We start from the raw sequence: 25,479 nt of genomic DNA on the forward strand, positions 1-25,479 counted from the left end.
TGCGTTCTTCTCTCGCACTGCCCGGAGCATCTGTGCCATGAGTTCTGCCTCGCTAATAAAGACCCCACCCGAGAAGGTGACGGTCAACGGTTGGGTGTTCTACACCTCTACCGCGTTGATTCTGTTGTTGACCGCCATTCTGATCATCGCCCCGCAAGAGGCCGGCAGAATGCTGGGTACGGCGCAAGCCTGGTTGTCCCGCAGCTTCGGCTGGTACTACATGGTGGTGATCGCCGCCTACCTGATTTTTGTCGTTGGTCTGGCGTTTTCGTCCTACGGCAAATTGAAACTGGGCAGCAAGGACGACACCCCGGACTTCAGCTACGGTGCCTGGGCGGGGATGCTGTTCTCCTCTGGTATCGGTATTTCGCTGCTGTACTTCGGCGCGTCCGAGCCGCTGGACCACTACTTCAACCCGCCGGAAGGCGTGGCTGGCAGCAACCTGGCGGCCCGTCAGGCGGTGCAGTTGACCTTCCTGCACTGGGGCTTGCATGGCTGGGCGATCTACGCGCTGGTCGGCCTGGCCGTGGCGTACTTTGCCTACCGGCACAACCAGCCGCTGGCGTTGCGTTCGGCGTTGTATCCGCTGGTGGGTGAGCGTTGGGTCAAGGGCGCGGCTGGGCACGCGGTGGACGGCTTCGGCATGTTCGTGACCCTGCTGGGGCTGGTGACGAACCTGGGGATCGGTTCGCTGCAAGTGTCGTCGGGGCTGGAAAACCTGTTCGGCATGGAGCACAGCAACACCAACCTGCTGATCGTGATCATCGTGATGAGCACCGTGGCGACCATCGCTGCCGTGTCGGGCGTGGAAAACGGCATCCGCCGTCTGTCCAACCTCAACATCGTGCTGTTCAGCGGCCTGCTGATTTTCGTCCTGTTGTTCGGCCCGACCTTGCACCTGCTCAACGGCTTCGTACAGAACGTCGGTGACTACCTGAACGGTGTGGTACTGAAGACTTTCGATCTGTATGTGTACGAAGGCGACAGTGAGAAGTCCGACCGCTGGCTGGGCCTGTGGACCCTGTTCTACTGGGCCTGGTGGATTTCCTGGGCGCCATTCGTGGGCATGTTCATCGCGCGTATTTCCCGTGGTCGCACCGTGCGCGAACTGGTGGCCGGCGTGCTGCTGATTCCGCTGGGCTTCACCCTGGCGTGGCTGTCGATCTTCGGTAACTCTGCCCTGGACCTGGTGATGAACCATGGGGCGGTGGAGCTCGGGAAGACGGCGCTGGAACAGCCGTCCATGGCGATCTACCAGTTGCTTGAGCATTACCCGGCGTCGAAGGTTGTGATCGGCGTGTCGATCTTTGTCGGTTTCGTGTTGTTCCTGACCCCGGCGGACTCCGGCGCGGTGATGATGGCCAACCTTTCGTGCAAGGGCGGCAATGTCGACGAAGACGCGCCGCACTGGCTACGGATCTTCTGGTCGGCGGTGATCACCCTGGTGACCATCGGCCTGCTGTTCGCCGGCAACTTCGAAGCCATGCAAACCATGGTGGTGCTGGCCGGTCTGCCGTTCTCGGTGGTGCTGGTGTTCTTCATGTTCGGCTTGCACAAGGCCATGCGCCAGGACGTGCAGATCGAACAGGAGCAAGCGGAACTGGCGGCACGTGGTCGCCGTGGTTTCACTGAGCGTTTGACCCAGTTGGACCTGCAACCGAGCCAGTCGGTGGTCCAGCGCTTCATGGACAAGCGCGTGACTCCGGCGCTGGACGATGCGGCTGTGCAGCTGCGTACGCAAGGCCTGGAAGTGCAGACGCTGCTGGGCAAGTCCAAGCGTTGCATGGGCGTACGGGTCGAGATGGAAGAGGGCAACCCGTTTGTCTACGAAGTCAGCCTGGATGGCTACCTGGCCACGCCAACCGAATCGGCTCAATCCGATGAGGCGCGTCAGCGTTACTATCGTGCCGAGGTGTATCTGCACAACGGCAGCCAGGACTACGACTTGATGGGCTTCACCCAGGATCAGATCACCCGTGATGTGCTCGATCAGTTTGAAAGCCATCGGCAGCTCCTTGGCCGGGTTTATAGCTAAGGTGTGAGGAACTGCGGTGCAGTGAATGCTCCGCAACGCCCTGTGGGAGCGAGCTTGCTCGCGATAGCGGAGGGACAGTCAACACTCATGTTGAATGTTAAGCCCTCATCGCGAGCAAGCTCGCTCCCACAGGTTGTTCTGCGTCCATGTGAGAACGGGCTTGCCCGCGATGGGGCCATCGGCCACAAAGCTGCGTCACCCGATATCCCCACAAACAAAAACGCCGCGATACTCTCGCGGCGTTTTTGTGTCTGTTGCCTTACCCCAGGTTCTTGCCGAGCAGTGCGTGATACAGCTCGCTGTCGCCAAGAATCCCCACTACATGGTTGTTATCGTGCAGCACCAGTTTGTTGCCGGTCTGATAACGAATCTGCAGCGCATCGCGCATGCCGATGTTCGAGTCCACCAGGGTTGGTCGACGACCCAGGCCTTCAACAGCCTGACCCGGTACCCAGTTCTGCAGATCCAGAGCAGAACCGTTTTGACGCGCCCCTTTGATAGTGTTGCCTTCCGCCAGGTCCAGCCACGAATCGCCGCCCGGATCGAGGCACACCGAACCGTTGATGCGTTTGCAGTTGTCCAGGGTGCGCATCAGGCTGCGGCCGCACAGTACGTTCAGCGGGTTGGTGTGTGCCACGAAGGTCCGCACGTAGTCGTCCGCCGGGTTCAGCACGATCTCTTCCGGCACACTGTACTGGATGATCCGGCCGTCTTTCATGATCGCGATACGGCTACCAAGTTTCAGGGCTTCATCGAGGTCGTGGCTTACGAATACGATGGTCTTGCTCAGCTTGCGTTGCAGTTCCAGCAGCTCGTCTTGCAGACCCTGGCGGATCAGTGGGTCGAGCGCCGAGAACGGTTCGTCCATCAACAGAATGTCGGCGTCCATCGCCAAGGCACGGGCCAGGCCCACGCGTTGTTGCATACCACCGGACAGCTCGTTGGGTTTCTTGTTGCGCCACTGGGTCAGGCCCACCAGCTCCAGCTTGTCGTCCACCAGCTTGCGGCGTTCCTTCTCGGGACGACCCTGCATCTCCAGACCGAAGCTGATGTTCTCGCGAACGGTCAGCCAGGGCATCAGGGCGAACTTTTGGAACACCATCGCAATGCGCTTGGTGCGCATCATTTTCAGTTCTGCCGGGGTGCAGGAGGCAATGTCGATCTGCTTGCCTTCGTGCTCGACGAACAGCTTGCCGCGGCTGACGGTGTTGAGGCCGTTGATGCAGCGCAGCAGGCTGGATTTACCGGAGCCGGACAGGCCCATCAGTACGCAGATCTCACCTTTTTCGATGTCCAGGCTGGCTTTTTCAACACCAACAATCTGCCCGGTCTTTTTCAGGATCTCGTTTCGGGTCATGCCTTGATCCAGCAGCTTGAGTGCCTCGCGTGGATCCTTGGAGAAGATAACGTCAACGTTATCGAAGCGAATAATGCTCATGCGTCACCCCCTACTTTGGCGTCGGGTTGTTTGCAGATACGGTCGAGCATGATCGCCAGCAGTACGATCGCCAGACCTGCTTCGAAGCCCAGGGCGATATCAGCGGTATTCAGTGCGTTGACCACGGGTTTGCCCAAACCGTCGGCGCCAACCAGTGCCGCGATCACCACCATCGACAACGACAGCATGATGCACTGGGTGATGCCGGCCGCGATGCTTGGCATGGCATGAGGCAGTTCAATTCGCGAGAGCAATTGACGGCGCGAGCAGCCAAAGGCCTTGCCGGCGTCCATCAATTCTTCCGGGACATCGCGAATACCCAGGTAGGTCAGGCGGATGGGCGCGGCAATCGCGAACACCACCGTGGAGATCAGACCCGGGACCACACCCAGCCCGAAGAGGGTCAGGGTAGGAATGAGGTACACGAACGTCGGTACGGTCTGCATCAGATCGAGTACCGGACGCATTAAAGTATAGAACATCGGTTTGTGCGCGGCGACGATGCCCAGCGGCACGCCGATGATCACGCAGACCAGGGTGGCGAACAACACCTGGGCGAGGGTTTCCATGGTCTCCTGCCAGTACCCCAGATTGAGGATCAGCAGAAAGGAGGCAACGACAAACGCTGTCAGGCCCCATTTACGTTGAATGAAGTGTGCCAGTAGTGCGATTACGCCGATCAGTACCAGCGGGTTGAACCAGGTCAGCGCAAACGTCACGCCGTGGATCATCGTTTCCAGTGACACGGCGATGGCGTCGAAGGTGTTGGCGCCGTGTTGCGTCAACCATTCAACGAAGCCCGCGATGTACTGGCCTAAGGGGATTTTCTGATCAATCAGCATGGTAGTGAACGTCCGCATGCAAGGAAATAAACAGCCCGGACGGCCGAGGCCGCCCGGCATAAGCGATTACTTGGCCAGTTTGGCTTTCACGGCCTCCAGGCCTGGTTTACCGTCAATGGTGGTCACGCCAGCGAGCCAGGTATCGAGCACCTGTGGATTGTTTTTCAGCCAGGCCTTGGCGGCCGCGTCAGGCTTCATCTTGTCGTCCAGGATGTTGCCCATCAGTTCGCTTTCCATGTCGACGGTGAACTCCAGATTCTTCAGCAACTGACCAACGTTGCTGCACTCCTGCGCGTAACCCTTGCGGGTGTTGGTCGCCACGGTGGCGGCACCGAAGTCGGGGCCGAAGAAGTCATCGCCACCGGTCAGGTATTGAATTTTGAAGCGCTTGTTCATCGGGTGCGGCGCCCAGCCGAGGAACACCACGGCGGTGTCGCGTTTCTGTGCGCGGTCGACCTGCGACAGCATGCCTGCTTCGGAGGATTCGACGACTTTGAAACCGGCGGTCTTCAGGCCGAAGGCATCCTTGTCGATCATGCTCTGGATCAGACGATTACCGTCGTTGCCAGGCTCGATGCCGTAGATTTTGCCGTCGAGCTCTTTCTTGAATTTGGCGATGTCGGCGAAGTCATGCAGGCCCTTGTCGTACAGCGCCTGAGGGACGGCGAGGGTGTACTTGGCGCCCTTGAGGTTGGTGCGTACGGTTTCCACGGTGCCGGCATCGCGGTAGGCCTTGATGTCGTTTTCCATGGTCGGCATCCAGTTGCCCAGAAACACGTCCATGTTCTTGCCGTCGGCCAGGGACTTGTAGGTCACGGGCACGGAAATCATGGTGGTCTTGGTCTTGTAGCCGAGGGCGTTGAGCACGACGCTGGTGGTCGCGGTAGTCGCGGTGATGTCGGTCCAGCCGACATCGGAGAAGTTTACGGTACTGCACTGCGCCGGTTCTGCGGCTTGCGCCAGAACCGGCAGACTAAGCATGGCGGCCAACAACAACGACGGGGAACCTTTCATGGATGGACTCCTTGGTGTTTTTTTTTGGCAGTGTTCCGACTGGACCACCGCACTTATAGGTTGCGGTTGGATGGCGTTCTGGAGACAGCTCTACCGCAGCGCCTTGCAATCGAGTCGATATGATCATGTACCAGTGAAAATCTGACGCCTACAGGGTGCGTCGTATCCAGTACAGGGATGGTCGCATCCAGTGTCGGTGACGTCGTTTACAGATTTTTTCAGGCCCTTTTCCTCTTCTGAACCGCAAAAAAACGGCGAAAACACGGCGTAAAAGACACGCGGCGCTGGTGGGCATGAGTGCGTCGGTTAGAGACGTCGAACAACACGATAAAAGCTTGATGATGCGGTCATCTCGGCGGATTGCAGCTTGAGCGTAGCAGCTCCGTCACCGTGCGTTTTTGCGTGCGCAGTGGGCCCATCCAGGAGTTCGGCAGTAATGGCTATCAGTGTTTTCGACCTGTTCAAAATCGGCATCGGCCCTTCCAGTTCGCACACCGTGGGGCCCATGCGGGCGGCGGCGTTGTTTGTGCAGGGCCTGCGCGAGCGTGGGTTGCTTGAGCAGGTGCGGCGTGTCGAAGTCCAGCTGTTCGGCTCGTTGTCGGCCACCGGTATCGGCCACGGCAGCGACAATGCAGTGATCATGGGGCTGATGGGCGAGTGGCCGGATGCGATTGATCCGTCGCAAATCGGCATCCGTATCGCCAACCTGCGCGAGACCGACACGCTGCTGCTCGACGGTCGCTTGCCGGTGCCCTTCATCTGGGGCCGGGACATGCGCCTGATCGACGAGAACCTGCCATTCCATCCCAACGCCATGACCCTGATTGTCGAGGGTGATGACGGCGAGTTGCATCGCGACACCTACTATTCGGTCGGCGGCGGTTTTGTCGTCGATGAAGCGCAGGCTTCCAGCGGTGTCGTCGACCTCGACAGCACTGTGTTGCCTTATGATTTTTCCAGCGCCGCCGAGCTGCTGGAACTGTGTAAAAAACACAACCTGCGTGTGGCTGAGTTAATGATGGCCAACGAGAGGGTGTGGCGCAGCGAGGATGAAATCCGCAGCGGCCTGATGAAGCTCTGGCGCGCCATGCAGGATTGCGTTGAACAGGGCCTCAAACACGAAGGCATCCTGCCCGGCGGGTTGAACGTGCGCCGCCGTGCGGCCAAGCTGCATCGCAGCCTGCAGGAACTGAATAAACCCAACGTGATCGGCTCGACCTTGAGCGCCATGGAATGGGTCAACCTGTTCGCCCTGGCGGTCAACGAAGAAAACGCCGCCGGCGGGCGCATGGTCACGGCACCGACCAACGGCGCGGCGGGGATCATTCCGGCGGTGCTGCACTACTTCATGAAATTCAGCGAGGCCGTGACCGACGCCAATGTCGTCGACTACTTCCTCGGCGCGGCGGCGGTGGGAATCCTGTGCAAGAAGAACGCCTCGATCTCCGGTGCCGAAGTCGGTTGCCAGGGCGAAGTCGGTTCGGCCTGCGCCATGGCGGCGGCGGGGCTGGCGGAAATCCTTGGCGCCACGCCAGAGCAGCTGTGCAACGCGGCGGAGATCGGTCTGGAGCACAACCTCGGCCTGACCTGCGACCCGGTGGGTGGGCTGGTCCAGGTGCCGTGCATCGAGCGCAACGCAATTGCCGCGGTGAAGGCGATCAACGCCGCGCAAATGGCATTGCGCGGTGATGGCCAGCACTTCATTTCGCTGGATCGGGTGATCCGCACCATGCGCGATACCGGTGCCGACATGCATGACAAATATAAGGAGACATCGCGGGGTGGGTTGGCGGTGAGTGCGGTGGAGTGTTGAGACCGCGTTGACCCTGTGGCGAGGGGGCTTGCCCCCGTTGGGTCGCGTAGCGGCCCTAAAACTTTTACGACTGCTACGCAGCCGAACGGGGGCAAGCCCCCTCGCCACAGTAGACCAGTCAAAACTGCGCGCCAAGTGAACACCCGCTCGAAGTCGCGCCATCTTTTAGTGCGTCGCTTACAGATAAATCGTCTTGCCACTGATCGAGGGTCAGCCAGCCTTCGACCGCCCGTCACCCGTGCTTGCGGTGACACTCCTCTGCGATGCGGCGAAACGCCGTTCCCACAAGTGCTACCGAATTGCTCACAGCTTGTGGGCCGGGGCGCTTGCCAGTCCTGATGGCCATTTAAATCCCCACGCCTTGCAAGACATACATAGACACATTCCGACGTCGTTTTTAGGAGTTATTGAACGCGCATTCAAATTTAGGCATGGCAATTGCTCTGTCATTACAAAGCCCGTCTCCCACGCGAGAACGATGGCAATAAAAAGAGCCTCCGCCTGAGGCCATCACCCGCTTTGTGTGAGGAGATACCGCGATGACGACGTTCAACTCCGGGGCCCAACCCCAGAACCGTGCGCCTCAATCCATCGGCTTTCTGCTGCTGGACAATTTCACGCTGATTTCTCTGGCCTCCGCAGTGGAACCGCTGCGCATGGCCAACCAGTTGTCCGGTCGCGAGCTTTATCGCTGGACCACCCTCACCGTCGATGGCGGCCAGGTCTGGGCCAGTGACGGTCTGCAAATCACCCCCGACGCTTCCATGCACAAAGCCCCGCCGATGGACACCGTCATCGTGTGCGGCGGCATCGGCATCCAGCGCACCGTTACCCGGGAACACGTGTCATGGCTGCAAAGCCAGGCTCGCCAGTCCCGCCGCCTCGGCGCGGTGTGCACCGGCAGCTGGGCCCTGGCTTGCGCCGGCCTGCTCGATGGTTTCGATTGCAGCGTGCACTGGGAATGCCTGGCGGCGATGCAGGAAGCTTTCCCGCGTGTAGCGATGAGCACCCGCCTGTTCACCCTCGACCGTAATCGCTTCACCAGCTCCGGCGGCACCGCGCCGCTGGACATGATGCTGCACCTGATCAGCCGTGATCACGGGCGTGAACTGTCCGCCGCGATCTCGGAAATGTTTGTCTACGAGCGCATCCGCAACGAACAGGATCACCAGCGTGTGCCGCTCAAGCACATGCTCGGCACCAACCAGCCGAAGTTGCAGGAAATCGTCGCGTTGATGGAGGCCAATCTTGAAGAGCCGATCGACCTGGACGAACTGGCGGTGTATGTCGCGGTGTCCCGTCGTCAGCTCGAACGCCTGTTCCAGAAGTACCTGCACTGCTCGCCGTCGCGTTACTACCTCAAGCTGCGCCTGATCCGCGCTCGCCAGCTGCTCAAGCAAACGCCGATGTCGATCATCGAAGTGGCTTCGGTGTGCGGGTTTGTGTCCACGCCGCACTTCTCCAAGTGCTACCGCGAATACTTCGGCATTCCGCCGCGTGACGAGCGCGTAGGGTCCAACACCACCCAGCAAGTGGCGATGATGCCGTTGCCTCAAGCGCTGGTGCTGTCGCCGTTGTCCGGGCCATTGTCGGCGCTGAGCCAGGCGCGTAATGAGTCTACGTTTGCCAGTGTAAGGCTTTAAACCGAGGCGCCTTCATTCGCGAGCAAGCCCGCTCCCACATTGGTTTTGTGAACGACACAGATCAAATGTGGGAGCGGGCTTGCTCGCGAAGGCTGTTTATCGGCCTGTGTGGCTCTGCTGATACTCCGCCAGCGCCGGCAACAACTGCTTGTCGATCGCCTGGCGCACCGCCGGCAAGATGGTCGCGCTGCTGGTGTACATCTGTTTGACCATGGTCCGCAGGGTCATCGCCCGTACATCGTTCAAACCCCGTACCGCACACTCGCAGGCTTGCTCGGCGGTGGCGCCGGTGGGCACCTCGAATCCCAACGACTTGAGCTGGCCCAACAGGTCTTCCTGGTCTATCAAATCGGCGTGCATCATGACGCAATCCTTCTTCAGGGAACGGTGTCTTGGTTCGATTCTGGTAGGGGTGCGGGGTGTCGGCAAGGGCGAATTGTCGCAATGGCAGCATTGGCTATGAACAGGTCGTTTTCGGGCAACTTGCCGGCCAAAGGAGGGGGCACACTGGACTCAGCTCGCTTCACGAAGGTTTGGTCACCCTCGCACGGCAGCTCCTCAACAGTACCCTCTGCCTCGATCCTGTCACGGCTTGATCGGGGCTTTTTTTTACTTGTGAATCCGGGAAATATTCGGTGTCTGGACTGGCGCCATCGCGGGCAAGCCACGCTCCCACAGGATCGGGGTTACCACAGATTTGGTGAACGACGCCAAACCTGTGGGAGCGTGGCTTGCCCGCGATGAACGATGACGCGGTCTAGCGCTGTAACACGAGGATGCGCGACAACAACTCATCCCGGTCGACATAGCAGCCCTGGAAATGCCGGGCGCCGGTCGCGGGATCGAAGGCGTTGCGCGCATGCAAGGTGCGGCGGTTGTCGAAGCACCACAGTTCACCGGGATTGAGCCGCTGCATCAACCTGAATCGAGGCTCGCGGGTCATTGCGATAAAGCGCCGGTAGGCCTGATACAACTTGGGCATCTGCTCCACGGATGCATCGAAGGGGCCGCGCAGAAAGTTGGCCATGCGGATTTCCGACACTTGCCCCAACGTATCCAGGGCAATGATCGGTGCCAGGCAGCGGTAGTCGCTGTGACGGTCCTTGTTGCGAAACTCCACGGGGATTTCGCAGAGGCTTTTGAAAGATTCGGGGTCTTCCCGGCGCAAGGCGTCGGCAATGGCAAACCCGTCGACAAAAATGCTCTCGCCACCCTCGGCGTCATTGACCAGGCAATGCAGGAATTGCAGCCCCGGTTGCAACTCCCGGGTTGGCAAATCGCTGTGCAGCGGCAGGTTGAACGCGGTGTAGGCGTTGCTGTCGGCGTCGGCCTTGGATTGCACGTTGAACAGCACGCCGAAATTGCTCTCGCGGATGAAGGAAATCCGTTGGGCGATCAGCTTCAGAGAGCCGGGTTCGGTGGGCACGCCACGGACTTGGGTCAATCCGACATCCCGTACCGCCAACAACCATTGCAACAAGGCGTCGGAGTCGTTCATCAGCGCCTGATACTCGAATACCGGCAACTGCAAATTACTGTGCCAAAGCCTGGCTTTTGGCTTGCGTGCCTGGCGCTCGGCGCGGGACTCGTCGTCATAGGCGTGGGCGCGCAGCCAGCCGGGGTCGAAGCGGCTGCTGTGGCCGTCCTGCCAATCAACCGACAGGCAACCTTCGGTGTCGATGTGCACTTGGTCAGGGATCAAGTCTTGAGCTGTATCGACGATTTCCAGCACTTGCTCGCGGGTCACGGTGTACACGCACTGGGGGCACGGGCAATTGTCTCTCAGCCATTGATGGTGGAAGGGGCTGACGCGATTGTCGGCCCACTTCACCAGAACACGGTCCGCCAGGGTCTGCACGGCAGTCAGCGCGCTGATCAACGGATAGGTACGAAAGTCGGCAAAGGCAGCGGCGGTGTTCATGGCGATCTCCTTGTTATTTTTTTTGGGGTAATGCGATCACTCGGCCAATGTACTCGGGCGCTGGCAGGTCCGCCTGTTCGGCGACGATGGCTTGCAGCTGGCTCAAGGACTGCTCGCTGAACGGTGCCGAACGCGGCCCGGCGAGGTCCACGTGCAGCAGCATCTGTTCATTGCCAGCCAGTTCCCGGGCATCACCCACCAGATGCAGGCTGTGATAGAGGTGCACGCGCTTGTTGTCGTGGGCGATGATTTGGGTGTGCACTTCGACCTGGGCGTCGAGCTTCACCTCGTGCAGGTAATTGAGGTGCAGTTCGAGGGTGAACAGCGAGTTGCCGCTGGCCTCGCGGCTGTTGCTGTCCAGGCCCAGGCGATCCATCAGGGCATCGGTGGCGTAGCTGAAAATCAGCAGGTAGAAGGCGTCGCGCAGGTGGCCGTTGTAGTCGACCCAGTCGGGGATGATGGTGGTTTGGTAGGTGGTGAGGGTGGGCATGGTTTCTGATCCAATTTGTGTGGTGACCGGACTGCCGCTATCGCGAGCAAGCTCGCTCCCACAGGTGACCGAGTTGTATCAGACACCTGCGATCAAATGTGGGAGCGAGCTTGCTCGCGATGGGGTCAGCACTGCTGGCCCCAAAGCTTGGGCTTACTCGCTGAAGGCCATCCCATGCTTCTCTTTGGTGGTCTTCACCGCCTCCAGCACCGCCAGCAGGCAGTCATCACGATAGCGCTCCAGCGCCGAAATGCTGTGTTTACCCAGTTGATCGCTGGTGCCATCGACCACATCATCGATCAGTTTGTCGGTCAGCTCCGGCGCCGGCAGGTAGGTCCACGGCAATTGCAACGCCGGGCCGAACTGCGCCATGAAGTGACGCATGCCGGCATCGCCACCGGCCAGGGTGTAAGTCAGGAACGTGCCCATGAACGACCAGCGCAAGCCCGCGCCGAAGCGGATGGCGTCGTCGATTTCGCCGGTGGTCGCCACGCCGTCGTTGACCAGGTGCAGCGCCTCACGCCACAGTGCTTCGAGCAGGCGGTCGGCGATGAACCCCGGCACTTCCTTGCGCACGTGCAGCGGGCGCATCCCCAGGGATTCATAGACCTTCATGGCCGCTTGCACAGCTTCAGGGGCGGTGTTTTTACCGCCGACCACTTCCACCAGTGGCAGCAGGTAAACCGGGTTGAACGGGTGACCGACCACACAGCGTTCCGGGTGCGTCGAACTCTCGTAGAACTCGCTCGGCAACAGGCCAGAGGTGCTGGAGCCGATCAACGCATTGGGCTTGGCTGCCGCACTGATTTTGCTGTGCAGGTCCAGTTTCAGCTCCAGCCGTTCCGGGGCGCTCTCCTGGATGAAATCGGCATCGCGCACGCACTCTTCGATGGTCGCGACAAAACGCAGGCGATCCTGCGATGCACCCGGTGCCAAACCTTGTTTTTCCAGCGCGCCCCAAGCGTTGGCGACACGCTTGCGCAGGGCCGCTTCGGCACCGGGGGCCGGGTCCCAGGCCACTACATCCAGGCCATGGGCGAGGGCGCGGGATACCCAACCGCTGCCAATGACACCGCTGCCTAACGCTGCGAAGGTTTTGATTTCGGTGATAAAGCTCATGGCGATTTCCTAGAAGGTTCGTTGAACTCCTGTAGGAGCGAAGCTTGCTCGCGATGGTATTCCAGGCGCCGATTGGCGTCGGCTGTACCTTTTTCGCGAGCAGGCTCGCTCCTACAGGGTGTGTGTGGGATTAACCGCGCTTTGTTAGGCCCATTTTCTTGCGGCCTTCAGCCGGGGTCAGGACGCGGGCACCGAGGCGGCTGAGGATTTCCGAGGCGCGCTCGACCAGTTGGCCGTTGGTCGCCAGCACGCCCTTGTCCAGCCACAGGTTGTCTTCCAGCCCGACCCGCACGTTGCCGCCGAGCAACACTGCTTGTGCCGCCATCGGCATCTGCATGCGACCGATACCGAAACCGGCCCAGACCGCGTCGGCCGGCAGGTTGTCGACCATGGCTTTCATGGTGGTGGTGTCCGCTGGCGCGCCCCAAGGGATGCCCAGGCACAGCTGGAACAACGGGTTGTCGAGCAGGCCTTCCTTGATCATCTGCTTGGCGAACCACAGGTGGCCGGTGTCGAAGATTTCCAGCTCGGCTTTAACGCCCAGTTCCTGGATGCGTTTGGCGCCAGCGCGCAGTTGGGCCGGGGTGGAGACGTAAATGGTGTCGCCGTCGCCGAAGTTCAGGGTGCCGCAGTCGAGGGTGCAGATTTCCGGCAGCAGTTCTTCGACGTGGGCCAGGCGGGTCAGCGGGCCGACCAGGTCGGTATTCGGGCCGAATTCCATCGGGTTCTCGCCAGCGCCGATTTCCAGGTCGCCGCCCATGCCGGCGGTGAGGTTGACGATGATGTCCACGTCCGCCTCGCGGATGCGCTCCATCACTTCGCGATACAGCGCCACGTCACGGCTGAACTTGCCGGTTTGCGGGTCGCGCACATGGCAGTGAACCACGGTGGCACCGGCCTTGGCGGCTTCCACGGCGGCGGCCGCGATTTGTTTCGGGGTGACCGGCACGTGCGGGCTCTTGGCGGTCGTGTCGCCAGCACCGGTGAGTGCGCAGGTGATGATGACGTCGTGGTTCATTTGGCGGTTCCTTACAGGCGAGTTTTTGGTTTTGGCCGGGCGTGGTGATCCCGTTCGCAGCCCGGTGGGGCTGCGAGTCGGTGGTTCATTCGGTTTATTTACTGGTCAGTTTCAGGTTTTCAGCCGCCGGTTTGCCATCGAAGGTGGTGACGCCTTCAAGCCAGCGTTTTTTGTCCTGCGGGTGATCCTTGAGCCATTGTTTGGCCGACTCGAAAGCGTCCTTGTGATCCAGCAGCGGCTGCATCATCCGGCTCTCGTCTTCGGCGGTGAACGTCAGGTTGCTCAGCAGGCGACCGATGTTCGGGCATTGTTCGGTGTAGGTCGGTGCGGTGACGGTCCATACGGTGGCCTTGCCTTCGTTCGGGCCAAGGGCGTCGTCGCTGCCGGTGAGGTAGGTCATTTTCACGTTGACGTTCATCGGGTGCGGCGCCCAGCCGAAGAACACCACGGCTTCGTTGCGACGCACGGCGCGATCCACCGCGGCGAGCATGCCGGCTTCGCTGGATTCGACCAGCTGGAACTTGCCGAGGCCGAACTGGTTCTTGGAGATCATCGCCTTGATCTGGGTGTTGGCGCCCGAGCCAGGCTCGATGCCGTAGATTTTGCCGCCCAGTTCTTTTTCGAATTTGGCGATATCAGCGAAGGTTTTCAGGCCCTTGTCGGCGAGGTAGGTCGGCACGGCGAGGGTCGCGCGGGCATCCTGCAGGCTTGGCGCTTCAAGCACCTTGACCTGCTTGGCGTCGACGAACGGGGTGATGGTCTGGGTCATCAGCGGGTTCCAGTAGCCGAGGAACAGGTCCAGACGCTGGTCGCGGATCCCGGCGAAGATGATTTGCTGGGAGGCGCTGGTTTGTTTGGTGCTGTAGCCGAGGCCGTCGAGCAATACCTGGGTCATGGCACTGGTGGCGATCACGTCGGTCCAGTTCACTACACCCATGCGCACGTTCTGGCACGCGGCGGGTTCGGCGGCCATGACACTGGCGCTCAGTAACGCGGTACCACTGAGTGCAAGAACACAGCTGCTGATCAGTCGTTTCATCTCAGGTTCCTCGGCAGTTCGTTATTGTGAGTTCCGGTGTCTGATGCGCCGGTGATGCCAAGTTACGCAGCAAAGCACCGATGAAAGCGCACTGCGGCGACCAGCTCTTGCACTGCAGCGACCTGTGCTCTTGAATGCCGCTCGCAACTGGCGTATCAACATCCCTACGCTGCCCGCCCTCTCGTTACCTGGCCTCTTGTTACCTGCTAAGCGAGTGCGCTCCATGTCCCAGGATTTCTACTTTTTGTTGATGCCGGGTTTCTCGGCCATCGGATTTATCTCGGCCATCGAGCCGTTGCGGGTGGCCAATCGCTTTCGTGGCGAGCTGTATCGCTGGCATGTGCTGAGCGCCGATGGCGGGGCGGTGCTGGCGAGCAACGGCATGTCGGTCAACGCCGATGCGGCGCTGGAACCGTTGAAAAAAGGCGTGACGCTGCTGGTGGTCGCCGGGTTCGAGCCCCTGAAGTTCACCACCCCGGCGCTGGAACACTGGCTGCGCCGCCTGGACCACGAAGGCGTGACCCTCGGTGGCATCGACACCGGCAGCTTCATCCTCGCCGAGGCGGGTTTGCTCGACGGCCATCGCCTGACCCTGCACTGGGAAGCCATCGACGCGTTCAAGGAATCTTATCCACAGCTCAGCGTCACCCAGGAACTGTTCGAGATCGACCGCCGTCGCATCACCTCTGCTGGCGGCACCGCCTCTATTGATTTAATGCTGGATCTGATCGCCCAGGCTCATGGTCCGGAGCTGGCGATCCAGGTCAGCGAGCAATTCGTGCTTGGCCGCATCCGCCCGCGCAAAGACCATCAGCGCATGGAAGTCGCCACCCGTTATGGCATCAGCAACAAGAAGCTGGTTCACGTGATCGGCGAGATGGAGCAGCACAGTGAACCGCCACTGAGCACGCTGGAGCTGGCGGAATCGATCAAGGTGACGCGGCGGCAGCTGGAGCGCCTGTTTCGCCTGCACCTGAACGACACGCCGAGCAATTTCTACCTGCGATTAAGGCTGGAAAAGGCCCGGCAGTTGCTACGCCAGACCGACATGAGCGTGCTGGAAGTGAGCATTGCCTGCGGGTTTGAATCGCCGTCGTATTTCACCCGCAGTTATCGGGCGAAGTATGAGCGGTGCCCGCGGGAGGATCGACGCACCGCCAAGGCATAAACCCCCGAGAAACCTGTGGGAGCGAGCTTGCTCGCGATGAGGTCGGCACATTCAACATAGATGTCGACTGCCTTACCGCCATCGCGAGCAAGCTCGCTCCCACAGGTTATTGGTGTTCCGGAAGTTTATTTACTTCTTCACCAATGCCGAACACGCAGCCTTGTAGGCCTCATGCTGATATTTGTTCAGCGTCGCCGGCAGCTCGACATTGAATTTCTTGCACTGCGCCGTGATGGTCTGCGGCGACAGCAAGGTCACCTCGCAATTCTCCAGCAACTGGAAAACCCCCTCGATCTTGAAGGTCGTTGGCCCGCCAGCGAACTCGCCTTTCTTGCTGCGTTTCTTGATCGCAATGCGGTCGATGGAATTCTCACGGACAAACGATGCGACCTGAGCGGCAAACACTTTGACGTTGGCGGCTTCGTCATCATCGTCCAGGGCAATTTTCTTGGTGGCGAGCGCGACATGGCCCAGCGCCTGACCGTCCAGCGTGGCCACGGCAATGATCGCTTCACTGCCCTTGATTTCGATGCCGCAGACTTTCATGTTCAATCCCATTAGTGACAGAGGGTGTGCAGCTTACAGCTCAAGCTGGCTGGGGAACGGATCACTCCTGCCCAATCGACTCCAAAAACTCCGACCGCTCGTCGCTCATCCGTGCAATGCAATCGTTCTGGGCAATGGTGAGCGCCTTGCTGCCGTTGGTGGCCGGGAAGGCTTCGACGGCGCAGTCTGCGTCGCGGGTCTTCAGCCATTGCTGTTGGGCGGCTTTGATCTTGGCGGTGATGTCGGCCAGTTGCGACGGGTTTTTGCCGTACTGCGACTGCATGCGCTCGGTCAGGCCCTGGAGGTTTTCCTTGAGCAGGTCTTCGGCGGAGGTTTTGCTGAAGGCCGAGCACTCGAGGGTCTGGATGTCGTTTTCGACTTTGTCGCACGGGTTGTCGTCGGCCACCTCCGCTGCGTGTACGCCGGTCGCAATCAGTGCCATTGCCAGAATGATCGATTTCATTATCGTCGCCGCTCTTGTCCAGTGAAGCATCCAGTGATGCGGCGAATTCTGGCCCAAGCCAGGGGCCTTGAACAGGTCGATGATTGTGCCTGGCGACGACCCTTTGTCGCGGATTGACGCTTTCGGCAAACCCCCTGTCGTTTTTGCACCCGGCTGCCCCTGCACCGAGGCATATGCTGGCCCCAAAGCGCCGGCACACGATTCGGCGCATGAATCGCTAACAAGGGGACAGCCTGATGAGCCCAGCCGAATTGCACGCCGACAGCATCGTTATCGACGGGCTGATTATCGCCAAGTGGAACCGTGAACTGTTCGAAGACATGCGCAAGGGCGGTCTGACGGCGGCTAACTGCACCGTGTCGGTGTGGGAGGGCTTTCAGGCCACCGTCAACAACATCGCCGCGAGCCAGAAGCTGATTCGCGAGAACAGTGACCTGGTGATCCCGGTGCGCACCACCGCCGACATCCGTAAAGCCAAGGAGCAGGGCAAGACCGGCATCCTGTTCGGCTTCCAGAACGCTCACGCCTTCGAAGACCAGATCGGCTATGTCGAGGTGTTCAAGCAACTGGGCGTCGGCATTGTGCAGATGTGCTACAACACCCAGAACCTGGTGGGCACCGGTTGCTACGAGCGTGACGGCGGCCTGTCGGGTTTCGGTCGCGAAATCGTCGCCGAGATGAACCGCGTTGGTGTGATGTGCGACCTGTCCCACGTCGGTTCCAAGACTTCCGAAGAAGTCATCCTCGAGTCGAAGAAACCGGTCTGCTACTCCCACTGCCTGCCATCGGGGCTCAAAGAGCACCCGCGCAACAAGTCCGATGAAGAACTGAAGTTCATCGCCGACCACGGCGGCTTTGTCGGCGTGACCATGTTCGCGCCGTTCCTGGCCAAGGGCATCGATTCGACCATCGACGACTACGCCGAAGCCATCGAGTACGTGATGAACATCGTCGGCGAAGACGCCATCGGCATCGGCACCGACTTCACCCAGGGCCATGGCCAGGACTTCTTCGAATACCTGACCCACGACAAGGGCTACGCCCGCCGCCTGACCAGTTTCGGCAAGATCATCAACCCGCTGGGCATCCGCACCGTGGGCGAGTTCCCGAACCTGACCGAGACCCTGCTCAAGCGCGGCCACTCCGAGCGCGTGGTACGCAAGATCATGGGCGAGAACTGGGTCAACGTCTTGAAAGATGTCTGGGGCGAATAAGCCGCTGCACCTCTGAATCCTTTCCCCCGGCCGTCCGCGCCGGGGGCAACACCAAAATTTTTCTGGAGTTAAGTTTCCATGGCCAAGATCGCCCCGCAATTGCCAATCGAAGTCGACAGCGAAACCGGTGTCTGGACCTCCGACGCCCTGCCGATGCTGTACGTGCCGCGCCATTTCTTCGTCAACAACCACATGGGCATCGAGGAAGTGCTGGGCGCTGAAGCCTATGCCGAAATCCTCTACAAGGCCGGCTACAAGTCCGCCTGGCACTGGTGTGAAAAAGAAGCCGAATGCCACGGCCTGGAAGGTGTCGCGGTGTTCGAGCACTACATGAAGCGCCTGTCGCAGCGTGGCTGGGGCCTGTTCAAGATCCAGGACATCGACCTCGACAAAGGCACCGCCAGCGTCAAGCTCGAACACTCGGCATTCGTCTACGTGTACGGCAAGGTCGGGCGCAAGGTCGACTACATGTTCACTGGCTGGTTTGCAGGGGCTATGGATCAGATCCTCGCCGCTCGCGGCAGCAAGATCCGCACCGTGGCCGAACAAGTCTACGGTGGCTCCGAAGAGGGCCACGAAGACGGCTTGTTCACCGTCAAGCCGTTGTAAGTCGAGGAACCCGCCATGGCTTTCGAAGCAATGTTCCAGCCGATCCAGATCGGCAAACTGACCATCCGCAACCGCGTGCTCAGCACCGCGCACGCCGAGGTCTATGCCACCGACGGCGGCATGACCACCGACCGGTACGTCAAGTATTACGAAGAGAAAGCCAAGGGCGGTATCGGCCTGGCGATTTGCGGCGGTTCGTCCGTGGTGGCCATCGACAGCCCGCAGGAATGGTGGAGTTCGGTGAACCTGTCCACCGACCGCATCATTCCGCACTTCCAGAATCTTGCCGACGCCATGCACAAGCACGGCGCCAAGATCATGATCCAGATTACCCACATGGGCCGTCGCTCGCGTTGGGACGGTTTCAACTGGCCGACGCTGATGTCGCCGTCAGGCGTGCGCGAGCCGGTGCACCGTGCCACTTGCAAAACCATCGAGCCGGAAGAGATCTGGCGGGTGATCGGCAACTACGCTCAAGCGGCCCGCCGCGCCAAGGCCGGTGGCCTGGACGGTGTCGAACTGTCGGCGGTGCATCAGCACATGATCGACCAGTTCTGGAGCCCACGGGTCAACAAGCGTACCGACGAATGGGGCGGCACCTTCGAAGGCCGCATGAAGTTCGGTCTGGAAGTGCTCAAGGCCGTGCGCGCCGAGGTTGGTGACGATTTCTGCGTGGGCATGCGCATCTGCGGTGACGAGTTCCACCCGGATGGTCTTTCCCACGAAGACATGAAGCAGATCGCCAAGTATTACGACGATACCGGCATGCTCGACTTCATTGGCGTCGTGGGTTCGGGTTGCGACACCCACAACACCCTGGCCAACGTGATTCCGAACATGAGTTATCCGCCGGAGCCGTTCCTGCATCTGGCTGCCGGCATCAAGGAAGTGGTCAAGGTTCCAGTGCTGCACGCGCAGAACATCAAGGACCCTAACCAGGCCACACGTATCCTGGAAGGCGGTTACGTCGACATGGTCGGCATGACCCGCGCGCACATCGCCGACCCGCACCTGATCGCCAAGATCAAAATGGGCCAGATCGACCAGATCAAACAATGCGTCGGTGCCAACTACTGCATCGACCGTCAGTATCAGGGTCTGGATGTGCTGTGCATTCAGAACGCCGCGACTTCTCGTGAATACATGGGCTTGCCGCACATCATCGAAAAAACCACTGGCGTGAAACGCAAGGTGGTGGTGGTCGGCGCCGGTCCCGCCGGGATGGAAGCCGCCCGCGTGGCCGCCGAGCGTGGCCACGACGTGACCCTGTTCGAGAAAAAGGAATTCATCGGCGGGCAGATCACCACCGCATCGAAAGCCCCGCAACGGGACCAGATCGCCGGTATCACCCGCTGGTATCAACTGGAACTGGCGCGGTTGAAAGTCGACCTGCGCCTGGGCACCGCGGCTGACGCGCCAACCATCATGGACCTGCGTCCGGACGTGGTGGTGCTGGCCGTCGGCGGTCATCCGTTCATCGAGCAGAACGAACACTGGGGCGCGGCTGAAGGCCTGGTGGTCAGCAGCTGGGACATCCTCGACGGCAAGGTGGCACCGGGCAAGAACGTGCTGGTCTACGACACCATTTGCGAGTTCACCGGCATGTCGACCGCCGACTTCCTCGCCGACAAGGGCAGTCAGGTCGAGATCGTCACCGACGACATCAAGCCTGGTGTGGCGATTGGCGGTACGTCGTTCCCGACTTACTACCGCAGCATGTACCCGAAAGAAGTGATCATGACCGGCGACATGATGCTGGAGAAGGTCTACCGCGAAGGCGACAAGCTCGTAGCGGTACTGGAAAACGAATACACCGGCGCCAAAGAGGAGCGGGTGGTTGACCAGGTGGTCGTGGAAAACGGCGTGCGTCCGGACGAAGAAATCTACTACGCGCTGAAGGAAGGCTCGCGCAACAAAGGCCAGATCGACGTCGAAGCCTTGTTCGCGATCAAGCCGCAACCTTGCCTGGAACAGAGCGGCGACGGCTACCTTCTGTTCCGCATCGGCGACTGCGTGGCCCAGCGTAACGTGCACGCGGCGATCTACGACGCGCTGCGGCTGTGCAAGGATTTCTAACGGCTTGCACATAACCCTGTGTAGGAGCGAGCTCGCTCGCGATGAATTTGAAGGCGCCGCGTTCTTCCAGACCGCACGCGTCATCGTTAACGCCCATCGCGAGCAAGCTCGCTCCTACAGGGAGTCGAGCAAGGTATCCAGGTAGTTAAGCCCGAGGTCTTTGGGAGCTTCACCATGTTGAACACCCTTCTTCCAATCCTGTTGTTCGCCGCCCTGGGCCTTGGTGTCCTGGGCGCGTTGCGGCGGGTGGCCATGTGGCGCCGGGGCCGAGCCTCCAAGGTCGACCTGATCGGCGGCCTGTTCGCCATGCCCAAGCGCTACATGGTCGACTTGCACCATGTGGTAGCGCGGGACAAATACATTGCCAACACCCACGTCGCCACGGCTGGCGGTGCGGTGGCGTCCATCGTGCTGGCGATTCTGGTGCATGGTTTCGGCCTGCATAACCGCTTCCTCGGCTATGCGTTGCTGCTGATGTCGGCGGTGATGTTCGTTGGTGCGATCTTCGTTTACCTGCGTCGGCGCAATCCGCCGTCGCGCCTGTCGAAAGGCCCGTGGATGCGCCTACCGAAAAGCCTGCTGGCGTTTTCGGCCTCGTTCTTCCTGTTGACCCTGCCGGTGGCGGGCATCCTGCCGGAAAATTTCGGTGGCTGGCTGTTGGCGGCGATTCTCGGGGTTGGCGTGTTGTGGGGCGTGTCGGAACTGTTCTTCGGCATGACCTGGGGCGGGCCGATGAAACACGCCTTTGCCGGTGCCTTGCACCTGGCTTGGCACCGCCGCGCCGAACGCTTTGGTGGTGGTCGTTCCACAGGGTTGAAACCGCTGGATCTTAGCGACTTGACCGCGCCACTGGGTGTGGAAAAACCCAAGGATTTCACCTGGAACCAGTTGCTCGGCTTCGACGCCTGCGTGCAGTGCGGTAAATGCGAAGCAGCGTGCCCGGCCTTCGCCGCCGGTCAGCCGCTGAACCCGAAAAAACTGATTCAGGACATGGTCGTCGGCCTGGCCGGTGGCACCGATGCCAAGTTCGCCGGCAGCCCGTATCCAGGCAAAGCCATTGGCGAACACGCGGGCAATCCGCATCAGCCAATCGTCAACGGTCTGGTAGATGCCGAGACGCTGTGGTCGTGCACCACCTGCCGCGCTTGCGTCGAGGAATGCCCGATGATGATCGAGCACGTCGATGCCATCGTCGACATGCGCCGTCATCTGACCCTGGAAAAAGGCGCGACCCCGAACAAGGGTGCCGAAGTCCTGGAAAACCTGATCGCCACCGACAACCCTGGCGGTTTCGCGCCGGGCGGGCGGATGAACTGGGCGGCGGACCTGAACCTCAACCTGCTCAGCGAAAAGAAATCCACCGACGTGCTGTTCTGGGTCGGCGACGGCGCCTTCGACATGCGTAACCAGCGCACCCTGCGCGCCTTCGTCAAAGTGCTCAAGGCGGCGAAAATCGACTTCGCCGTGCTCGGCCTCGAAGAGCGCGACAGCGGTGACGTGGCCCGGCGCCTGGGCGACGAAGCAACCTTCCAGCTGTTGGCCAAGCGCAACATCCAGACTCTGGCCAAATACAGTTTCAACCGTATCGTCACCTGCGATCCGCACAGTTTCCACGTGCTGAAAAACGAGTACGGCGCCTTCGATGGTAACTACCTGGTGCAGCACCACAGCACCTACATGGCGGAAATCATCGATGCTGGCGCGCTCAATCTTGGCCAGCACAAAGGCGACAGCGTGACCTATCACGATCCGTGCTACCTCGGCCGTTACAACGGCGAATACGAGGCACCGCGCCAGGTTCTGCGCGCGCTCGGAATTGAAGTGAAAGAAATGCAACGCTCCGGTTTCCGCTCCCGCTGCTGCGGCGGTGGTGGCGGCGCGCCGATCACCGACATCCCTGGCAAGCAACGCATTCCCGACATGCGCATGGAAGACATCCGCGAAACCGGCGCCGAACTGGTGGCCGTGGGTTGTCCACAGTGCACCGCGATGCTTGAAGGCGTGGTCGAACCACGTCCGCTGATCAAGGACATCGCCGAACTGGTGGCTGATGCGTTGCTCGAAGACGCCGCGCCGGGAAAGCCTTCGGCACCGGCCAAACGTGAACCTGCGGAGGTGCATTGATGAGTGACATTATCCGCCGCGACCCTCGCGCCGAATGGATCGCCCGCAACCGTCTGCACCCGCTGCACGCGGCCATGCAGCCAGCGCAACACAGCTGGATGGGACCGAACGGTGTCATCCGCAAGAATCCTCACGGGATCGGTTTTATCGGTCCCAATGGGATCAAACGGATCGACCGCAGTGGCGCTCAGCAAGGCGGGACGACTAAACGTTCGGCCGCGGTTGAAGTGCAATTGCCGCTGCATCAAGTGGCTGCACCAGCGTTTTACATCAGCGTGGTGCCGGACATGGTCGGCGGCCGCTTGAGCAGCCACGACCGCGACCTGCTGGGCCTGGCTCATCAACTGGCCGGCAAGGACGGTGCAGTGCTGGCCGTGGTGTTCGGCGAACACAAGGAAAACGCTTTCGCCACGGCGGGCGTCGACCGCCTGCTGGTGCTGGAAGGCGAAGAATTCAGCGGTTATGCACCGGAACAACGGGTCCAGGGCCTGCGGGCTGTGGATAACCAGTTCAGCCCGCATCACTGGTTGCTGCCGGACAGCCGCAGCGGTGGCGGCGAGCTGGGGCGGCGCTTTGCTGCCGCACTGGGCGAACGCCCGGCCACGCGGGTCTGGCAAGTCAAGGATCAGGAGTGCATCGGCCGCGCCGGTGCTGGCCTGCAAGACCTTGCCCGTCCGCTGGCGCGACTGATTCTGGCGGCTGCCGAGTGCGCCGAGCCGGTCAGCGAAACCCGTCACGAAGCGCTGCCCGTGGAGTTATCCACAACCGTGGCACGCAGCCTGTCGCGAATCGAAGATCTGGGCGCAGTGGCCGTCGATCCGGCGGCAATCCCCATGGCCGAAGCCGAGTTCATTTTCTCCGGCGGCAACGGGGTCAAGGACTGGGGACTTTTCCACAGGACCGCCGAAGCCCTCGGCGCGACCGAAGGCGCATCGCGGGTGGCGGTGGACGACGGCTTCATGGCCCGCGACCGTCAGGTCGGGGCGTCCGGCACCTGGGTCACCGCACGGGTCTATGTGGCGGTGGGGATTTCCGGGGCGATCCAGCACCTGCAAGGCATTGGTGCCTGCGACAAGGTGGTGGCGATCAACCTCGACCCTGGCTGCGACATGATCAAACGGGCCGACCTGTCGGTGATTGGCGAAAGTGCCGAGATTCTTCAAGCCTTGATCGATGCGGTAGCGGCTTACCGCAACGACGCCAAGCGCGATGCGGCTTAAGGGAAGGAAAGGGTTATGAGCACGAAAATCATCAGCCTGGTGTCCATCGGCGCCCACCCGACGTCCGGTCGGCCGCGTCGCGCGGAACAGGATGCGCGGGCGGTGGAACTGGGCCTGCAATTGGCTGGGGATAACTTGCAGGTGCTGCATGCCGGCGACATCACCGAGCCTGCATTGCGCGCGTATCTGGGCATGGGCCTGGAACAACTGCACGTGCTGGAACAACCACAAGGCGCCGACGCGCTGCCGGCGCTGACCGATTATCTGCGCGATGCCGGGGCCCAGGTGGTGTTGACCGGCAGCCAGGCGGAAACCGGCGAAGGATCGGGCATGTTGCCATTCCTCCTCGCTGAAAACCTGGGCTGGCCGCTGGTGGTGGGGTTGGCGCAAGTCGAGTCCATCGATGGCGGTTCGGCGCTGGTGCTGCAAGCGTTGCCGCGTGGTCAGCGTCGTCGCTTGAAGGTTCGCTTGCCGTTCCTGGCAACTGTGGATAACGCCGCGCCCAAGCCACGGCAGAGTGCCTACGGCCCGGCCCGACGCGGCGTGCTGCAAGCACAGGACGTCGAGGTCATCGACGATGAACTGCTCGCGGTCGCCACCCTGCAGCCGGCCAAGCCACGGCCCAAGCGCCTTAAGGTGATCAAGGCCAAGAGCGGCGCCGATCGCATGAAAGCCGCGACGGCCAAGGCCAGCGGTGGTGGTGGGCAAGTGCTCAAGGGCGTTACGGCGCAAGCGGGGGCAGAAGCGATCCTCAAGCTGTTGATTGAGGAAGGTGTGGTCCGCTAACCCGGTTTCAGCACAGATCTCCTGTAGGAGCGAGCTTGCTCGCGATGGTGGTCAACGATAACGCGGGAGGCCTGAATGACCGTGGTGTCCTCAGGTTTTTCGCGAGCAGGCTCGCTCCTACAACTTTGATCTTCGGTGAACGCTAACACTGGTCCCACCGGATGCCTGCATTACCAGAATTCACGGGGAAACAATGACAGTTGAATTTCGTTCGGCAGTCCGCGCGGATGCGCGTGAGATTGCGCGGTTGTTCCAGATTTCATCCGAAGGCGCTTCAGACTACATCTGGAGCCAGATCGCAGAGCCCGGCCAGGATCTGTTGGACGTCGGCACCATTCGGTATGCCCGGGACGACGTGGATTTCTCCTACCAGAATTGCCTGATTGCCGAGGCCGGTGGCCAGGTCATTGGCATGATGCACAGCTACGTGATGCGCCACGATCCACTGGCGGTGCCGACGACCGACCCGGTACTGGCGCCTTACGCCGACATGGAAGTGCCCGACACGCTCTATATCTCCAGCCTTGCCCTGCACGAGGGCTGGCGCAACAGGGGCCTGGGCGTGCAGTTTCTCGCCCATGCTCAAGAACGTGCCGACCAACTGGGGCTCAATGGCCTGAGCCTGATCGACTATGCCGCCAACACTGGCGCCCGGCGCTTTTACGAGCGGCACGGTTTCGAGATCATCAAAACCTGCCAGGTCACCCCTCATCCCATGATCCGCGTCACCGGTGACGCCTATCTTATGCACAGGCCCTGAGTCTGCGGGGGTTCTAACCAGCGAAGGTTATCCACAACGCCACGCGCCCTCGTTCCACGTTGACGAGGGCGATGAGCTACAGTTTTCTATGCGCTGATCAAGGGTGCGACACGCTTTAGGGAGTTTTCAGACGTTCAGCGC

At 60.8% G+C, this 25,479-nt stretch carries 22 protein-coding genes; 11 read left to right on the forward strand and 11 right to left on the reverse strand.

Translation table 11 applies throughout. From position 1 onward, the window contains the following. Window positions 1-94: 94 nt before the first annotated feature. Entirely contained in the window at window positions 95-2,035 is a 1,941-nt protein-coding gene (locus AC1RP7_RS05815; protein ID WP_493181457.1) for a BCCT family transporter, read from the forward strand. Window positions 2,036-2,294: 259 nt separating this feature from the next. Here the strand turns inward: AC1RP7_RS05815 and choV are convergent, their stop codons facing one another. The 3 genes from choV to AC1RP7_RS05830 form a co-directional block, all read right to left on the reverse strand. Continuing rightward, window positions 2,295-3,473, reverse strand: coding sequence for a choline ABC transporter ATP-binding protein (gene choV, locus AC1RP7_RS05820; protein WP_047534342.1), 1,179 nt, complete (start codon window positions 3,471-3,473; stop codon window positions 2,295-2,297). Next, window positions 3,470-4,315, reverse strand: a complete 846-nt coding sequence (gene choW, locus AC1RP7_RS05825) for a choline ABC transporter permease subunit (RefSeq protein WP_057716544.1) — start codon at window positions 4,313-4,315, stop codon at window positions 3,470-3,472. Before choW ends, choV begins: the two co-directional genes overlap by 4 nt. 66 nt (window positions 4,316-4,381) lie before the next feature. After that, entirely contained in the window at window positions 4,382-5,329 is a 948-nt protein-coding gene (locus AC1RP7_RS05830) for a choline ABC transporter substrate-binding protein (RefSeq protein WP_057712981.1), read from the reverse strand. A gap of 436 nt (window positions 5,330-5,765) precedes the next feature. Between AC1RP7_RS05830 and AC1RP7_RS05835 the strand changes: the two genes are divergently transcribed. Further along, window positions 5,766-7,142, forward strand: coding sequence for an L-serine ammonia-lyase (locus AC1RP7_RS05835; RefSeq protein ID WP_102672293.1), 1,377 nt, complete (start codon window positions 5,766-5,768; stop codon window positions 7,140-7,142). Window positions 7,143-7,681: 539 nt separating this feature from the next. Continuing rightward, a complete protein-coding gene (gbdR, locus tag AC1RP7_RS05840) occupies window positions 7,682-8,785 on the forward strand; it encodes a choline metabolism transcriptional regulator GbdR (RefSeq protein ID WP_007975492.1) in 1,104 nt (367 codons plus the stop codon). Window positions 8,786-8,881: 96 nt separating this feature from the next. Here the strand turns inward: gbdR and AC1RP7_RS05845 are convergent, their stop codons facing one another. The 6 genes from AC1RP7_RS05845 to AC1RP7_RS05870 all read right to left on the reverse strand — a co-directional run bounded on the left by AC1RP7_RS05845 (window position 8,882) and on the right by AC1RP7_RS05870 (window position 14,372). Continuing rightward, a complete protein-coding gene (locus AC1RP7_RS05845) occupies window positions 8,882-9,148 on the reverse strand; it encodes a hypothetical protein (protein WP_007995656.1) in 267 nt (88 codons plus the stop codon). 394 nt (window positions 9,149-9,542) lie between these two features. Beyond that, window positions 9,543-10,706 (reverse strand): gamma-butyrobetaine dioxygenase, encoded by a 1,164-nt coding sequence (locus AC1RP7_RS05850; RefSeq protein WP_090451851.1) that lies wholly within the window; start codon window positions 10,704-10,706, stop codon window positions 9,543-9,545. A gap of 13 nt (window positions 10,707-10,719) precedes the next feature. Continuing rightward, the gene (locus AC1RP7_RS05855; protein ID WP_090451849.1) at window positions 10,720-11,196 is read right to left on the reverse strand and encodes a thioesterase family protein; all 477 of its coding nucleotides are present in this window, start codon (window positions 11,194-11,196) and stop codon (window positions 10,720-10,722) included. A 153-nt stretch (window positions 11,197-11,349) separates the two neighbouring features. Beyond that, window positions 11,350-12,315 (reverse strand): L-carnitine dehydrogenase, encoded by a 966-nt coding sequence (locus tag AC1RP7_RS05860; RefSeq protein WP_090451847.1) that lies wholly within the window; start codon window positions 12,313-12,315, stop codon window positions 11,350-11,352. A 130-nt stretch (window positions 12,316-12,445) separates the two neighbouring features. Next, the gene (gene cdhC / locus AC1RP7_RS05865; protein WP_492586756.1) at window positions 12,446-13,333 is read right to left on the reverse strand and encodes a 3-dehydrocarnitine:acetyl-CoA trimethylamine transferase CdhC; all 888 of its coding nucleotides are present in this window, start codon (window positions 13,331-13,333) and stop codon (window positions 12,446-12,448) included. A gap of 94 nt (window positions 13,334-13,427) precedes the next feature. Beyond that, entirely contained in the window at window positions 13,428-14,372 is a 945-nt protein-coding gene (locus AC1RP7_RS05870; protein WP_090451845.1) for a choline ABC transporter substrate-binding protein, read from the reverse strand. A 223-nt stretch (window positions 14,373-14,595) separates the two neighbouring features. Between AC1RP7_RS05870 and AC1RP7_RS05875 the strand changes: the two genes are divergently transcribed. After that, on the forward strand, window positions 14,596-15,540 hold the full coding sequence (locus AC1RP7_RS05875; RefSeq protein ID WP_057712988.1) for a GlxA family transcriptional regulator: 945 nt from the start codon (window positions 14,596-14,598) through the stop codon (window positions 15,538-15,540). 129 nt (window positions 15,541-15,669) lie between these two features. Here the strand turns inward: AC1RP7_RS05875 and AC1RP7_RS05880 are convergent, their stop codons facing one another. Both AC1RP7_RS05880 and AC1RP7_RS05885 read right to left on the reverse strand, forming a co-directional pair. Beyond that, the gene (locus AC1RP7_RS05880) at window positions 15,670-16,086 is read right to left on the reverse strand and encodes a DUF3010 family protein (RefSeq protein WP_493181345.1); all 417 of its coding nucleotides are present in this window, start codon (window positions 16,084-16,086) and stop codon (window positions 15,670-15,672) included. Between the two features lie 61 nt (window positions 16,087-16,147). Then, window positions 16,148-16,549 (reverse strand): lysozyme inhibitor LprI family protein, encoded by a 402-nt coding sequence (locus AC1RP7_RS05885; protein WP_218494728.1) that lies wholly within the window; start codon window positions 16,547-16,549, stop codon window positions 16,148-16,150. Between the two features lie 236 nt (window positions 16,550-16,785). Between AC1RP7_RS05885 and AC1RP7_RS05890 the strand changes: the two genes are divergently transcribed. From AC1RP7_RS05890 to AC1RP7_RS05920, 7 genes are all read left to right on the forward strand, one after another. Beyond that, entirely contained in the window at window positions 16,786-17,763 is a 978-nt protein-coding gene (locus AC1RP7_RS05890) for a dipeptidase (RefSeq protein WP_032829497.1), read from the forward strand. A 78-nt stretch (window positions 17,764-17,841) separates the two neighbouring features. Next, window positions 17,842-18,372 carry a DUF5943 domain-containing protein gene (locus AC1RP7_RS05895; RefSeq protein WP_008048169.1) on the forward strand — a complete coding sequence of 177 codons (531 nt, stop codon included), beginning with the start codon at window positions 17,842-17,844 and terminating at the stop codon, window positions 18,370-18,372. A 15-nt stretch (window positions 18,373-18,387) separates the two neighbouring features. Then, window positions 18,388-20,448 (forward strand): dimethylglycine demethylation protein DgcA, encoded by a 2,061-nt coding sequence (gene dgcA / locus AC1RP7_RS05900; RefSeq protein WP_057712990.1) that lies wholly within the window; start codon window positions 18,388-18,390, stop codon window positions 20,446-20,448. 174 nt (window positions 20,449-20,622) lie between these two features. After that, a complete protein-coding gene (dgcB, locus tag AC1RP7_RS05905) occupies window positions 20,623-22,572 on the forward strand; it encodes a dimethylglycine demethylation protein DgcB (protein ID WP_057712991.1) in 1,950 nt (649 codons plus the stop codon). Next, window positions 22,572-23,792, forward strand: a complete 1,221-nt coding sequence (etfA, locus tag AC1RP7_RS05910; RefSeq protein ID WP_493181344.1) for an electron transfer flavoprotein subunit alpha — start codon at window positions 22,572-22,574, stop codon at window positions 23,790-23,792. The genes dgcB and etfA overlap by 1 nt, the downstream gene beginning before the upstream one ends. 15 nt (window positions 23,793-23,807) lie before the next feature. Further along, complete coding sequence (gene etfB / locus AC1RP7_RS05915; protein ID WP_090451839.1) at window positions 23,808-24,578, forward strand: electron transfer flavoprotein subunit beta; 771 nt, start codon at window positions 23,808-23,810, stop codon at window positions 24,576-24,578. 193 nt (window positions 24,579-24,771) lie between these two features. Next, window positions 24,772-25,338 (forward strand): GNAT family N-acetyltransferase, encoded by a 567-nt coding sequence (locus AC1RP7_RS05920; protein WP_057712994.1) that lies wholly within the window; start codon window positions 24,772-24,774, stop codon window positions 25,336-25,338. Window positions 25,339-25,479: the final 141 nt, after the last annotated feature.

It is taken from the genome of Pseudomonas sp. GW822-FHT01E03, assembly GCF_058802985.1.

Coding starts and splice junctions, on each gene's coding strand:
- cdhC (WP_492586756.1), bottom strand. CDS start 13,333: ATGAACCACGACGTCATCATCACCTGCGCACTCACCGGTGCTGGCGAC.
- choV (WP_047534342.1), bottom strand. CDS start 3,473: ATGAGCATTATTCGCTTCGATAACGTTGACGTTATCTTCTCCAAGGAT.
- AC1RP7_RS05885 (WP_218494728.1), bottom strand. CDS start 16,549: ATGAAATCGATCATTCTGGCAATGGCACTGATTGCGACCGGCGTACAC.
- AC1RP7_RS05850 (WP_090451851.1), bottom strand. CDS start 10,706: ATGAACACCGCCGCTGCCTTTGCCGACTTTCGTACCTATCCGTTGATC.
- AC1RP7_RS05920 (WP_057712994.1), top strand. CDS start 24,772: ATGACAGTTGAATTTCGTTCGGCAGTCCGCGCGGATGCGCGTGAGATT.
- AC1RP7_RS05875 (WP_057712988.1), top strand. CDS start 14,596: ATGTCCCAGGATTTCTACTTTTTGTTGATGCCGGGTTTCTCGGCCATC.
- AC1RP7_RS05855 (WP_090451849.1), bottom strand. CDS start 11,196: ATGCCCACCCTCACCACCTACCAAACCACCATCATCCCCGACTGGGTC.
- AC1RP7_RS05845 (WP_007995656.1), bottom strand. CDS start 9,148: ATGATGCACGCCGATTTGATAGACCAGGAAGACCTGTTGGGCCAGCTC.
- AC1RP7_RS05860 (WP_090451847.1), bottom strand. CDS start 12,315: ATGAGCTTTATCACCGAAATCAAAACCTTCGCAGCGTTAGGCAGCGGT.
- AC1RP7_RS05895 (WP_008048169.1), top strand. CDS start 17,842: ATGGCCAAGATCGCCCCGCAATTGCCAATCGAAGTCGACAGCGAAACC.
- gbdR (WP_007975492.1), top strand. CDS start 7,682: ATGACGACGTTCAACTCCGGGGCCCAACCCCAGAACCGTGCGCCTCAA.
- etfB (WP_090451839.1), top strand. CDS start 23,808: ATGAGCACGAAAATCATCAGCCTGGTGTCCATCGGCGCCCACCCGACG.
- AC1RP7_RS05835 (WP_102672293.1), top strand. CDS start 5,766: ATGGCTATCAGTGTTTTCGACCTGTTCAAAATCGGCATCGGCCCTTCC.
- AC1RP7_RS05870 (WP_090451845.1), bottom strand. CDS start 14,372: ATGAAACGACTGATCAGCAGCTGTGTTCTTGCACTCAGTGGTACCGCG.
- AC1RP7_RS05890 (WP_032829497.1), top strand. CDS start 16,786: ATGAGCCCAGCCGAATTGCACGCCGACAGCATCGTTATCGACGGGCTG.
- AC1RP7_RS05880 (WP_493181345.1), bottom strand. CDS start 16,086: ATGAAAGTCTGCGGCATCGAAATCAAGGGCAGTGAAGCGATCATTGCC.
- dgcA (WP_057712990.1), top strand. CDS start 18,388: ATGGCTTTCGAAGCAATGTTCCAGCCGATCCAGATCGGCAAACTGACC.
- choW (WP_057716544.1), bottom strand. CDS start 4,315: ATGCTGATTGATCAGAAAATCCCCTTAGGCCAGTACATCGCGGGCTTC.
- AC1RP7_RS05830 (WP_057712981.1), bottom strand. CDS start 5,329: ATGAAAGGTTCCCCGTCGTTGTTGTTGGCCGCCATGCTTAGTCTGCCG.
- etfA (WP_493181344.1), top strand. CDS start 22,572: ATGAGTGACATTATCCGCCGCGACCCTCGCGCCGAATGGATCGCCCGC.
- dgcB (WP_057712991.1), top strand. CDS start 20,623: ATGTTGAACACCCTTCTTCCAATCCTGTTGTTCGCCGCCCTGGGCCTT.